This window comes from Halomonas urumqiensis (genome assembly GCF_003028575.1).
Lineage (GTDB): Bacteria > Pseudomonadota > Gammaproteobacteria > Pseudomonadales > Halomonadaceae > Halomonas > Halomonas urumqiensis.
In genome coordinates this window covers 239,799-252,794 of the sequence record NZ_PYUD01000003.1, presented here as the reverse complement: position 1 = coordinate 252,794, position 12,996 = coordinate 239,799, and the positions used below count along the sequence as shown (strand labels likewise).

Annotated in this window: 11 protein-coding genes; 4 read left to right on the top strand and 7 right to left on the bottom strand. The window is 59.2% G+C overall.

The genetic code is table 11. From position 1 onward, the window contains the following. Positions 1–255 precede the first annotated feature (255 nt). The 5 genes from C6V82_RS10980 to C6V82_RS10960 all read right to left on the bottom strand — a co-directional run bounded on the left by C6V82_RS10980 (position 256) and on the right by C6V82_RS10960 (position 5,751). Positions 256–780: a TRAP transporter small permease gene (locus C6V82_RS10980; protein ID WP_102587050.1), complete on the bottom strand. Its 525-nt coding sequence runs from the start codon at positions 778–780 to the stop codon at positions 256–258. A 1-nt stretch (position 781) separates the two neighbouring features. Continuing rightward, entirely contained in the window at positions 782–2,077 is a 1,296-nt protein-coding gene (locus tag C6V82_RS10975; RefSeq protein ID WP_102587049.1) for a TRAP transporter large permease, read from the bottom strand. 75 nt (positions 2,078–2,152) lie between these two features. Next, entirely contained in the window at positions 2,153–3,127 is a 975-nt protein-coding gene (locus C6V82_RS10970) for a TRAP transporter substrate-binding protein (RefSeq protein ID WP_181247810.1), read from the bottom strand. Positions 3,128–3,412: 285 nt separating this feature from the next. Further along, positions 3,413–4,420, bottom strand: coding sequence for a 4-hydroxythreonine-4-phosphate dehydrogenase PdxA (locus C6V82_RS10965; protein ID WP_102587047.1), 1,008 nt, complete (start codon positions 4,418–4,420; stop codon positions 3,413–3,415). 26 nt (positions 4,421–4,446) lie between these two features. Further along, positions 4,447–5,751 carry an L-fuconate dehydratase gene (locus C6V82_RS10960; RefSeq protein WP_102587046.1) on the bottom strand — a complete coding sequence of 435 codons (1,305 nt, stop codon included), beginning with the start codon at positions 5,749–5,751 and terminating at the stop codon, positions 4,447–4,449. A 159-nt stretch (positions 5,752–5,910) separates the two neighbouring features. Here C6V82_RS10960 and C6V82_RS10955 point away from each other — a divergent pair, with 159 nt between their 5' ends. Next, on the top strand, positions 5,911–6,855 hold the full coding sequence (locus C6V82_RS10955) for a LysR family transcriptional regulator (protein WP_102587045.1): 945 nt from the start codon (positions 5,911–5,913) through the stop codon (positions 6,853–6,855). A 52-nt stretch (positions 6,856–6,907) separates the two neighbouring features. Here C6V82_RS10955 and C6V82_RS10950 read toward each other — a convergent pair whose 3' ends face one another. Then, positions 6,908–7,792, bottom strand: a complete 885-nt coding sequence (locus tag C6V82_RS10950; RefSeq protein ID WP_102587044.1) for an NAD(P)-dependent oxidoreductase — start codon at positions 7,790–7,792, stop codon at positions 6,908–6,910. Between the two features lie 34 nt (positions 7,793–7,826). Then, positions 7,827–9,278 (bottom strand): NAD-dependent succinate-semialdehyde dehydrogenase, encoded by a 1,452-nt coding sequence (locus tag C6V82_RS10945; RefSeq protein ID WP_102587043.1) that lies wholly within the window; start codon positions 9,276–9,278, stop codon positions 7,827–7,829. A 601-nt stretch (positions 9,279–9,879) separates the two neighbouring features. Here C6V82_RS10945 and C6V82_RS10940 point away from each other — a divergent pair. From C6V82_RS10940 to C6V82_RS10930, 3 genes are all read left to right on the top strand, one after another. Next, complete coding sequence (locus C6V82_RS10940; protein WP_102587042.1) at positions 9,880–10,851, top strand: Bug family tripartite tricarboxylate transporter substrate binding protein; 972 nt, start codon at positions 9,880–9,882, stop codon at positions 10,849–10,851. 115 nt (positions 10,852–10,966) lie between these two features. Beyond that, positions 10,967–11,437 (top strand): tripartite tricarboxylate transporter TctB family protein, encoded by a 471-nt coding sequence (locus tag C6V82_RS10935; RefSeq protein ID WP_102587041.1) that lies wholly within the window; start codon positions 10,967–10,969, stop codon positions 11,435–11,437. A gap of 15 nt (positions 11,438–11,452) precedes the next feature. Then, positions 11,453–12,964 carry a tripartite tricarboxylate transporter permease gene (locus C6V82_RS10930; protein ID WP_102587040.1) on the top strand — a complete coding sequence of 504 codons (1,512 nt, stop codon included), beginning with the start codon at positions 11,453–11,455 and terminating at the stop codon, positions 12,962–12,964. The last annotated feature ends 32 nt before the right edge of the window (positions 12,965–12,996 follow it).

Genomic DNA, 12,996 nt, shown 5'->3' with positions numbered 1-12,996 from the left:
TCTCTTTGATGACGTGCCGTTAAGGCTGATTTTCATCGATTTTCCCTGAGCGTTCAGTTGCTCAGAGTGTTCTGGAATCATCCTGCACCTCTTGCCTAACCTGGCCGTGTCCTTGCTATGTAGAAAGATTCCAATGCTACGCTTTAATATTACGTCATTATGAACTCATAATTCATTTTTCCATCTTATGCTTTCGTCGTAAGAAAACTGCGCTGTTTGCTGGGTTCGCTGGCATAGTGTTCTCTGTAGTGTCTCCTATTCCAGCTCGAACACATCGGCCACTTCTCTCAGCACCACCACGGCGGACTGGAACATGATCAAGGCGCCACCAATGACGATGGACATGCGTGGCCAATAAAGCGAAAAGGTCTGGCTGGTGACCAGCTGGTTACGGCCGAGCTCGACCAACGCATGACCGGATTGATAGACCTTGAGGGCGAAGTACAGGATCAGCAGATGGATGGCGATGACGAACAGGCTTCTGAGTATTCGCGGCATTGCATCCAGCAGGATCTCGACCTTGAGGTGCGAGCCATGCCGGATGCACACGGCCGCTCCCCAGAGCGCCAGAATCGGCAGTTGATACGCGGCCACTTCTTCGATCCAGGCAAAGGGGGTGTGGATGACGTAGCGCAACAGGACTTGTGTGAACATCAGCAGAAATATGCTCGACAACACCACGACCAGGATGGCTTGAAGCGCTGAGTCGACCCAGCCGGCGAACCGGTCCACAGCAAGCACGAAGCGTTTGAACGAGTACCTGACGGTCTGGTGGCTCATATCAGATACCTCCGAAGCCAAGTGCGCGAGGGAGTGCCTCGCTGAGGACCGGAATCGTCACGATGAATGCGGTCAAAAGGACCTTGATCAGGATGAAGGGCCAGGCGTAACGACTGATTTCAGCCACCGACATCTTGCCCACCAGCGAGGCTGTCAACAGGGTGCCACCAAAGGGTGGAGTGAGGTGACCGACCCCCAGGGCCGAGATGATGATCATGGCTGTCTGAACATCGCTGTATCCCAGCTCCGTGGTGAAGATCGGGATGATGATCGGCCCAAGCAGCAGCAGATTCGAGTTGCGATCGATGAACATGCCGGCGATCAGCAGGACCAGAATGATCAGCGCCACGATACCTATCGGTGATTGTGTGATCTGCAACAGGAAGTCCACCACCTGTGTGGGAATGTTGCGGCGAACCACGACATAGGAAAACATCGCCGCGACGCCCACCAGAATCGTGATGGCGGCACTGGTGATAGCGGTTTGGCGCAGGATGGGGATCAGATCGCGAAAGCGAATGGTGCGATAGACCACCACCGTGACGACCAGCCCATAGGCCACTGCGACCGAAGCCGCCTCGGTGGCGGTGAAGAAGCCGCCGAGAATGCCGCCGACCACGATGATGGGCATCCCAAGCGGAATGGCAGCCTTGAGGAAGGCGCGGCCCAGCTGGCGCATGCCTAGCCACTCGTGGGAGGGAATGCCGTAGCGCCAGACCATGGCGTAGGTGACCAGGCAGAACAGCAGGGTCAGGGTCAGGGCAATGGTCAGACCGGCGGCAAACAGGGCGCCAATGGACACGCCGAATGCCGAGCCGTAGATGATCAGCACGATGCTCGGGGGAAACAGCGGGGACAGGGTGGCCGAGGCCGCGGTCAAGGCACCCGCGAACCCTCTGGGATAGCCCTCTTTCTGCATCGCTGGAATCATCACCGGTCCCATGGCGGCGACATCGGCATAGGCGGAGCCGGAGATACTCGAAAAGAACAGGCTCGAGGCGATGTTGACCTGGGCAAGCCCCGCCTTGAAGTGTCCGACCAGGGCACGGGCAAGGTCCATCAGGCGGTCGGTGAGCCCCCCGCGGGACATGATTTCACCGGCCAGCAAGAAGAGAGGAATCGCCAGGAAGGTAAAGGACGTCATGCCATCGAACATTCTCAAGGTGAGAATGCTCATCGTCGCATCACGGCCTGTTTCCCAGTAATGAATCAGTGAGGCCCCGGCCATCGCCATGAACACCGGCGCACCAATGACGATGAGACCGACCAGGGCCAAGAGCAAGAGTAGTGGTATCACGTGAACTCCCTACCACGATCATGAAGCCACTCCCCTTCCTGGAGGGAAGGGGAGTATCGGCCATGGGGAAACGAGTTAGTTGGAAGTGGAGCTCTTGCTACCGGCCACGCGCTCCCGGGTGCGTTCGAGGGCAGCCATGGTCGCCTCGATATAGGACTCGGGGACCTCCTCTTCAATGAATTCACGAGCGGCCGGGATGGCAATGTCCTGCCACTGGCTCAGCTCGTCGGCGGTGGGCACATAGATTTCCTTGCCGGCCTCGGCCATCTTCTCCAGGGCCGCGTTATCATCCTGGTAGCTGATGACGTTGCTGGTGGCCGCCGCGATGATGGCGGCTTCATCCACCGCCTGGCGGTGTTCGTCCGAGAGGCCCTCATAGAAGGCGTTGTTGGATACCAGCCACAGGTATTCGTACATATGGCCGGTGAGCGAAACATAGTCGGCGACTTCCATCAGTCCTGCGTCCCATGCCGACGACAAGCCACCTTCCATGCCGTCGATCAGCCCGCTCTGCAGGGCCGAATAGCGCTCGGGTGCCGATACCGTCACGATCTGTGCCGCGCCAAGTGCCTCGAATAGCTCCTGATGGAGTGGCACCGCCTGGGTGCGCATCTTGATGGCTTCCTCACTCAGGTCGTCTGGTGTGCGGATTGGCCCTCGCGTGGTGTACAGGTGGCGAATCGAGTTTTCCATTAGCGCCAGCAGGCGCATCGTGTCGCCACTTTCCTTCAGCAGTTCGTCACGCGTCAGCTGGAAATATTCGGGGTCCTGGGGCAGTTCCCAGAAGACGCTGCGCTCGGTGAACAGGAACGGCCAGCTGTGAACCTGGGCATGGGGAAAGATACTGGCAATGCCGCCAGCGCCGGGAAGGTTGAACTCCAGCTCGCCCAGGCGCAATTGGTCGGTGATCTCGCGATCTCCCCCCAGGGCCCCGTGGCGCACCAGGTTGATGGTCAGTTCGCCACCTGTCGCGGCTTCAACATGGTTCTTGAAGGCTTCCGCGGCCTCGACACCATAGTTCTGGTGTGGGTGAGCCAGCGTGGCCTCCATACTTTGAGCCAGGGTCAAAGGGCTCATTAATGCTGTGGCGGATAGCGTCATGAGGAGTGTTGTGGCGTGTTTTCTCATTGTCGTTGTTCTCCGTATGTTGTGGTGCCATGTGTCGTGGCTTCTTGTGCCGTTCACCCAGTCGCCTGAGTGCTGCCTCCTTGCGGGAACCTGTGGAGTGTTGTGTCTTATCGCGGAATCCTAGAACACTATGAACTCATAATTCATTATTGTGTGTTGCACTTTCGTCGGACACTCCGTGGTCTTGTGATCGGCCTTATGACCGGCCTAGCGGCCGGCATGATGCCGCCCCATGCGACAGGCGATATCGAAGGCGTGGCGCATGGCGTCGACGTTGGCATTGCCCTGTCCCGCGATATCGAAGGCGGTGCCATGGGCCGGAGTGGTGATGGGGATCGGCAGCCCGCCCTGTACGGTGACGCCGCGTTCGAATCCCATGAGTTTCAGGGCGATCTGTCCCTGGTCGTGATACATGGTCACGATGCCATCGAACTCTCCGTCCCTTGCTCGCCGAAAGATGGTGTCGGCGGGGAAGGGGCCATGGGCTGGGTAGCCGGCGTCGCGGCAGGCGTCGATGGCCGGTGCAATGATGTCGATCTCTTCGCGGCCGCAGGTTCCCCCTTCGCCGGCATGAGGATTCAGTGCCGCCACGCCGATACGCGGCTGCTCGATGCCCGCGGCCACCAGGGCGCCATGAATCAACCGGGTGGCGCTGAGGATGCGCTCAGGCGTCACATGGGATGCCGCCTCGGCAAGCGGGATGTGCGAGGAAATGCGCGACGTCCAGAGGTTGCCCAGGGTGTTGAATTCACACACCGGGGTCTCGACCTTCAGGTGGTCGACGAAGAAGTGGAGTTCGTCCTCGTGCTTCAGCCCGCCTTGTTTCATGGAGAGCTTGTTGAGCGGGGCGAAGCAGATCGCATCGACATGTCCATCACTGGCGCCATCCATGCACAGCGTAAGCACCTCGAGTACCGAGGCGCCACACAGACCATTGACCTGGGAGTATTCGACCTCCTCCGGCTTGATGGTCGATGTCGGTAGCAGCACCGGACCTGTCTGGTCGCGCGCCTCGGCAAGGCTTGCGATTTCAGGGAGCTCATGGCGGAGGCCGGCCACCCGCTGACCTTCCTCCCACAGCCAGCGGTCACCCACGACCACGATGCTGGCCTGGCCCACTGCATCGCGGTCCGCCAGCAGTCTGGCCACCAGTTCGGGCCCGATGCCGGCCGGGTCGCCGAGGGTCAGGGCGATACAAGGTTGTGTTTGGGGCATGTGACTAACCTCCTCGATGTTTGGGTTCATGACTCCTGCCAGGCCTGGCCGTCGGGGTAGACATGGCGGGCCAGCGACTCCGGATGCATGGTGATGCTGTAGCCGGGCGCCGTGGGTACCTGGTAGCGGCCATCGCGAATCACCACCGGGTTTTCGAAATGCTCGTGCAGGTGGTCGACGTATTCGAGAATGCGCCCGTCGAGCGAGCCCGAGACGGCGATGTAGTCGAACATCGAGATATGCTGGACGTACTCGCAGAGGCCGACGCCGCCGGCATGGGGGCAGACCGGTACGCCGAACTTGGCGGCCATCAGCAGCACCACGATGACTTCATTGAGACCCCCCAGGCGGGCGGCATCGATCTGGCAGTAGTCAATGGCCTCGGCCTGCAGCAGTTGCTTGAACATGACCCGGTTATGGCAATGCTCGCCGGTGGCGACGCCGATCGAGCCGAGGCGTTGGCGGATCGCGGCATGCCCCAGGATGTCGTCAGGGCTGGTCGGCTCCTCGATCCACATGGGATCGAATTCCGCCAACTGGCGCATGTTGGCAATCGCTTCGTCGACATCCCACATCTGGTTGGCGTCCATCATCAGCGGGTGCTCCCAGCCGATCTCTTCCCGGAGAATCTGGGCGCGCCGGCAGTCCTCGGCGAGATCGCCGCCCACCTTCTGCTTGAAGTGTGTCCAGCCCTCCGCCAGGGCTTCGCGCGCGAGGCGGCGGACCTTGTCATCGGGGTAACCGAGCCAGCCGGCCGAGGTGGTATAGGCGGGATAGCCCTGCGCGCGCATTTCCTGTTCGCGGCTGGCCTTGCCAGCGGCATTGCGCCGAAGAATGGCCAAAGCCTCCTGGGGTGTCAGGGCATCACTGACGAAGCGGAAGTCGAGGCAGTTGACGAGCTGTTCGGGCGACATGTCGACGAGCAGCTTCCATACCGGTTTCTGCTCCGACTTGGCCCATAGGTCCCAAATGGCATTGACGATGGCGGCGGTGGCCAGATGAATGGCGCCTTTTTCGGGGCCGGTCCAGCGAAGTTGGCTGTCGCTGGTGGTCAGGTGTCGCCAGAAGGTGCCCATGTCGGAGGTGATGGCCTCGAGGCTGCGGCCCTCGACCAGGTAGGCGAGTGACTCCACCGCCTTGACGCAGATCTCGTTACCACGCCCGATCGTGAAGGTGAGTCCGTGCCCCTCCAGCCCATCACCGGCGTCGGTGTGCAGGGTGACATAGGTGGCCGAATAGTCCGGCGCGGCATTCATCGCATCGGAGCCATCCAGGGACCTGGAGGTGGGGAATCGGATGTCCTGGACGTCCAGATGGGTAATGACGGTCATCGGCAATGCTTCCTTGGTGTGGGTATGACTGGCTCCAGCCTAGTCCCGCCAGGCAATAACCTGCCAATCGAAAATTGTCTGGTAGCGATCACCTGTGGTTATCATGTGGCGTATCGACATAACGTCGCTTCGGGTCTAATGCGGTGGCGGGGGAGCTCCATGGACAAGTTGACATCCGCAAGCCTTAACAGCTGGTTGCGTTTCAAGCATCTGCAGTTGCTGGTGAATCTCGAGCAGAGTCGCAATATGCACACGGCCGCCAGGCAGATGAACCTCAGCCAACCGGCGGCGAGCAAGATGCTGCGCGACCTGGAGTCCTATTTCGGCTTCTCGATCTTCGAGCGTCAGCCTCGTGCCATGGTCACCACCGACCTCGGAAAGGCCGTGGTGAGACATGCGGAGCGCCTGTTGAACGAGGCCCAGCGTCTGGTCGATGACGTTCAGGTCCTGCGCGAGGGCGGATACGGCCATCTGGTGATCGGTGCGATTCCCGCAGCGGCCCCCGAGATCCTGCCCGCCGCCATCGCCGCCCTCAAGCAGCGGCGGCCAAGGCTGTCGGTGAGCATCGATGAACAGAGCAGCGATCGACTGCTGCTGGAGCTCGAGTACAAGCGTCTCGACCTGGTCATCGGTCGCTTGACGCATGTCAGCCAGCACAATCTTTTCGATTTCGAGCCACTGCTCGAGGAGCCGTTGCGTGTCGTTGCACGACGAGATCACCCCCTATCCGGCGTCGACGATGTGGCACTCGATGGCTTGAGCGGCTGGCCATGGATCCTTCATCCGCTGACCAGCCCCATGCGAGGGGTCTTCGAGGAAGCCCTTGCCGACGCCGGGATTCCCTCTCCCGCGAACACCATCGAGACCACCTCGACTCAGTCGATTTTGCAGTTGCTGCTGGCCTCCGACATGCTCGCCATCCTGCCGCGATCGGTACTTCGCAGGCCGCTGGCCAGCGGCCAGTACATCACGCTACCGATCACCGTCGGCAAGCCCCTGGACTACTACGGCATCATCACCCGCAAGCATGAACCACTCTCTCCGGCGGCGGCCGAATTGATCGATGAGCTGAGGCAGCAAGTCCAGATGGCGTTCGTGCAGTGACACGGTTCCTGTGCTACGTACGACTTGGGTTTCATCTCGCTCGTCAATGGGTTCAGCGTTTCCCCAGGATGCTGACCAGCTCAGGCACCGTTGACTGGGCATGCCCCGAGGACTCGGCGTCATCCAGGACCTGGTAGATGCCCGCGGCGGCGCCCTGTGTCGCGCTGGTATCCCGAGCCATGGCCAAGTAGTAGCCGATGTCCTTGTGCGCATTGGCGATGCTGAAGCGAAAGCCACTGTCGTCCCGCGAGAGAATATAGGGACGCAAGCGTTCCAGGACGGTTCCCGCGCCACCGCCCTGGGCCAGTACGTCGACCAGCACGTCTGCCTCGATACCGCCTTGTTCGGCACAGGCAGCCGCTTCCGCCAGCACCGTGGAAAAGCCGATCGAGACGAAGTTATGCAGCAGCTTCATCTTATGGCCCGAGCCCACCGGCCCGGCATGCGTGATGTTCTCGGCATAACTCTGCAACAGAGGTAGCTGGGCTTCGAAGAGTTCTCGGTCACCCCCTACGATCAGGTTGAGTCGTCCCTCCGCGGCCTCCTTGGGGGTACGGGTCATGGGCGCGTCCAGGAAACGACCGCCCGCCGCCTCCACGGCCTCGGCGATTCGCAGGGTTGAGCTGGGTATCGCCGTCGAACAGTCGATCACCACCATCCCCGGGCGAAGTCCCTCCAGCACGCCGCCGTCGCTGAACAAGACGTCTTCGACCTGGGGGGTGCCGGTCACGCAGAGGATGATGACGTCGGAGTGGGCGGCCAGTGCCGCCCCGCTGGAGTAGGCGGTCGCGCCCTTGGCGACCAGGTCCTCGACCGGCTGGTTGCCGGGATGCTCCAGAAAGTTCAAGGACCAGTCGTGGCGCTGCAGACTGCTGGCGATGCCATGCCCCATCAACCCGACGCCGACCATGCCGATCCGCTGTTGCTTCTCGCTCATAGGTTATGTCCTGTGTGGTTTGCCCGGCCGGAATTCAAAGGCCACCCATGCAGAGATACTTGATCTCGATATAGTCATCGATGCCGTACTTGGAGCCTTCGCGACCGATGCCGGACTCCTTGACCCCGCCGAAAGGCGCCAGCTCGCTGGAGATGATGCCCTCGTTGATACCCACGATGCCGCATTCCAGGGCCTCCGCCACGCGCCAGACGCGCCCCACATCACGGGTATAGAAGTAGCTGGCCAATCCCAGTGTGGTGTCATTGGCCTGACGGATCACGTCATCCTCGTCGCTGAAGCGCAACAGCGGGGCGACCGGGCCGAAGGTTTCGTCGTGCATGAGTATCGAGTCGGGGGAGACGTTGGTCAGGATCGTCGGCTGGAAGAAGTTCCCCTTCAGCGCGTGGCGTTCACCACCCAGATACACGCTGGCGCCCTTGGCTTTGGCATCCTCGATGTGTTGCTCCACCTTTTCGACGGCCGCCGGGTTGATCAGGGGGCCCAGCGCGACACCCTCATCGAGGCCGCTGCCGACCTTCTGAGCACTGACAGCACTGGCCAGCCGCTTGGCAAAGTCATCGTAGACCTTGTCGTGAACGAAGATCCGGTTGGCGCAGACACAAGTCTGGCCGGTGTTGCGAAACTTGGAGGCCATGACCCCGGCAACCGCCTGGTCGAGGTCGGCATCCTCGAAGATGATGAAAGGCGCATTGCCACCCAGCTCCATCGAGACCTTCTTGACGGTCTTTGCGCATTCACTGAGCAATACCTTGCCGACCTCGGTGGAGCCGGTGAAGGAGAGCTTGCGAACGCGTGGGTTGGCGGTCAGCTCGCCACCCACGACGCCTGCGCTCCCCGTCACCACATTCAGCACGCCGCGGGGTACGCCGGCCCGCTCGGCGAGTTCAGCCAACGCCAAGGCCGAGTATGGGGTACTGGAAGCGGGTTTTACGACCACGGTGCACCCTGCCGCCATGGCGGCGGCCGCCTTGCGCGTGATCATGGCGTTGGGGAAGTTCCACGGGGTGATGGCGGCGACAACCCCGACGGGCTCCTTGGTGACGACGATGCGGCGATCACTGGCGTGGGCCGGAATCACATCGCCATAGACCCGCTTGGCCTCTTCGCCGAACCATTCGATGAAGGAGGCACCGTAGGCGATCTCCCCCCGGGCTTCCTGAAGCGGCTTGCCCTGCTCCAGGGTCAGGATGTGGGCCAGATCCTCCTGGTGCTCCATGCACAGATCGAACCAGCGCCGCAGGATCGAGGCGCGCTGCTTGGCCGTCTTGGCCTTCCACTCGGGAAGGGCGCGATCGGCGGCATCGATGGCCGCACTGACCTCGTGGCTGTCCAGCTTGGGCACGGTACCCAGGCGCTCATTGGTGGCCGGGTTGGTGACGTCGATCACGGCCTGGGTCTGGGCATCCGTCCATTGCCCGTCGATGTAGCAATGCTGGCGGAACAGAGCGGAGTCATTCAGCTTCATGTCGGTTTCCTGATAGTGAATTCACGGGCATTGAATGGCGTTGCAGCCGCTCCACCGAGGATTATCAGCAGAGCGTATTGAGTGATGAGTCGGCGGGTCACAGGGTTACACGTTACTCAGGCAGTGGGACGCTTCATCATCGGGCGGTCGTCATTGGCTGCTCATCTCGGCTATCGGCTCTGGGGAATATATGGCCTTAATGTGCATTATGAATTCATTGCTATGTATTATACTTTAGGCGACATGAAAGCCCCATGCATGACCTCGAATGCCTGCGGGAAAGCCACATGGGTCGGTGTGCTGTATCTCGATAATATCAATTAATATCATCAAGTTATTTATTTAATTCTGGTCTATGGCTCAGTGGCGAGTGGGGTGAGGCATGGGTGAGAGGCGGGAGTCGACCAAAGTCTATGTTGCTAAAAATGAATTATGAGTTCAAAAATGCCGAAGCCTGGGAGTAAAAAGTAACAAGGTCGCGAACCTTGCTTTGCTAACCGAGGCAGGCTGTCAGCGAGTTGTCATCGCTACAGCTCGCACTCACCCGCCCCGAGGGTGAGTAAGGGCAAAGCCACAACACAATGATAATTTGGGTGAAGCAATGACCATGATGAAACAATTCGGTAAGGCCGCGCTGTCAGGTGCGGTGGGTATCACGCTTATCAGCGGTAGTGCCTACGCTTGGGAACCCGAGCGGAATGTGGAATTCATCGTTCCCTACAGTGCCGGTGGTGGTAGTGATATCAACGCCCGTATGCTGGTGGAAACCCTCCGGCAGAACGATCTCGTCGACGAGACGATCCTGGTCAACAACCGCCCCGGTGGCTCTGGCGCTGTTGGCAATAGCTATACCTACAACAAGGGCGACGACAACCACACCATCATGACCTTCAATGGCGGTCAGATGATGAGCATGGTGACCAATGACGCCAATGTTCAACTGGAGGACCTGACACCTCTAGGCACGCTTGCGCTGGATACGCTCCTGCTGGGCGTTGCAGCCGATAGTGAAGTCGAAAGCCTTGAAGACCTGGTCAAGATGGCGGAAGAGGATTCGGATGGCATCTCGATTGGCGGTGCTGGCCGTGGGGGCGAAGATCATCTCGCCTTCGCCATGATCAACTCCAGCCTGGGTGCGGATTTCCAGTATGTGCCCTTTGGCGGCACGGGTGAGGTGACATCGGCCTTGCTGGGTGGGCACATCGACGCCGCCGTCTACAAGCTCGGCTCACGCATGGACCCGAATCAGGTGCGCAGCCTTGCAGCGCTCTCCGAGGATCGTCTGGAAGCCCCTTACGATGATGTGCCGACCTTTGCTGAGCTAGGTTATCCAGATATTCAGTTGATGATTTTCCGGGGTTATGCAGGTCCCCCCGAGATGTCCGATGAGGCCATCGCTTATTGGGAAGGTGTGCTTGAGCAGGCATCCGAGAGCGAGCAGTGGAATGCCGATTACATCGAGAAGAACAACCTGATCGGAACCTTCATGGGCGCCGAAGAGAGCGCCGAGTTCTATGGCAGAGAGAAAGCCAGGTACTCAGAGAAGTTCAAGGAAGTGGGTATCATCGAGTGATGTTTCGGGCGGCCCTGTGCGATGTTTGCTGCCAGTGGCCGCCCTTTTTTGATTCCGCATCCTTTCAAGCGCTTGAGTGCTCAAGGCTTTCATGGGAATTTTTGGAGAAATAAACGTGGAAGTAGAGAAATCTCCTGAAGAAGATCGCCTTTCCCTGTTGCCGGCTTTAGTCACCATTGGCATCGTGGTGATGGGAGTTTGTTGGGCAGCATTCGGCATCTTCAAGTATGGCGTCTGGGTGAATAATGGCCCTGGTGGTGGGTTCTTTTCAGCGGTAGCCGGTATTGGAGCCGCTTCGCTTGCGGCTTATGAGTTCTTTTTTTCTCCCGTCAGGGCCAGGCCCATCGGTGGAAAGAGTCTTTGGCCGGCCGGTGCCATGGGCTTGGCGATATTGTCTATTCCCTTTCTCGGCATGGTCCTCTCCATGTCGGTCTTCATCTTGCTATGGATTCTTGTGGTCGAGAAAAAAACCTGGCGACAATCCATTCTCACCGGTGTTGGCGCAGGAGTGGCACTGTACCTGCTGTTTGGCCTGTGGCTGAAGGTTCCCTTTCCTCAAGGCTTGTTGCTTGAGCTGTTGCAATAATAAGGTAAGAGTCACATGGATATCCTTCAATCCCTGTTGTCAGGGTTCGCGACGTCGCTGACCTTCTCCAATATATTCGCCGCTCTTGTCGGGGCTGGCTTGGGTATCGTGATTGGGGCGATACCTGGCCTAGGCTCCGTCACCGGTGTTGCCTTATTGTTGCCGCTGACATTTCAAATGGATCCTATCACCGGCATCATCATGCTGGGTGCTGTATATTATGGCTGCATGTATGGCGGTTCATACAGCGCTATCATGCTCAATATTCCGGGTGATGCACCCGCTGTCGTAACGGCCCTGGATGGTTATCCGTTGTCAAAGAACGGTCAGGCCGGAAAAGCGCTATTTACCGCGAACATTTCCTCCTTCATTGGCGGCACCATCGGCATCATCATGCTGACGTTCATGGGCGCAGCGTTGGCAAAGATCGGGCTGATGTTTGGCCCGGCGGAAGTTGCGGCACTGGTCATCCTGGCACTCTGTTCCATTGGCTGGTTGTTGGGGGATAGCCCCAGGAAGGGACTGATCTCCACGTTCATTGGCATCATGCTGTCGATGGTCGGTATCGGTTTGGCGTTTGGTCAGCCAAGGTTCACGTTTGATTCGATGTACTTGTTGAATGGTATTTCCTTCATCCCTTTGGTCATCGGCATGTTTGGCTTTAGTCAGGTGCTGGAGATGATGGTCAACAGAGTGGATGCCGCGGGCTTGATGACCAAGCTTTCGCTTCGCGAGAGCTTGCTGGACCGTAGCGAGGTGCGCCGTATCATCCCCGTTTCCTTGCGCTCGGGCGTGCTGGGTAACCTGGTCGGTATCCTCCCGGGAGCGGGGGCCACGACTGGGTCTTTCCTGGCCTATGTACTGGAAAAGAAGGTGGGACGTCACGGTGCCGAGATGGGGACCGGCAGGATCGAGGGGGTGGCGGCTTCCGAAGCAGGAAACAATGCCGCCGCCGCCGGCTCTTTCGCTCCTCTGCTTTCCCTGGGTATTCCCGGCTCTGGAACGGCAGCGGTGCTCCTTGGCGGTTTGATGATGTGGGGCGTGCAGCCAGGCCCGATGCTGTTCCAGAATAGCCCGGACTTCGTTTGGGGACTGATTTCCTCCATGTACCTGGGTAATGTCATGGCGGTGCTGGCGGCACTCGCCATCATTCCCTTCCTGGTGAAATTGTTACGAGTTCCCCCGGCCTTCATGATACCGGTCATTGCCGTGGTCTGTGTGGTGGGGTCCTATAGCGTCAACAACAGCATGTTCGATGTCTGGTTCATGCTGGGGGCAGGCGTAATAGCGTTCTTCATGAATGTTGCCAAGTATCCGGTAGCTCCTCTGCTGCTGGCATTTGTATTGACTCCCAGACTGGAAACGAGCCTGCGGCAGGCGCTGGATATTTCGCGTGGCGACCCCTCAATCTTCCTCGGCAGCCCCATTGCGGCAACGCTCTTGTCCATCACTCTGCTTTTCATTCTGTATCCGATGATCTCAAAGCTGGTAAAGGCATCGATAAAGAAAAAGCAGCTCGCAAAATAATGCGTTTACTAATAATCAAGAGTCGGTATTAA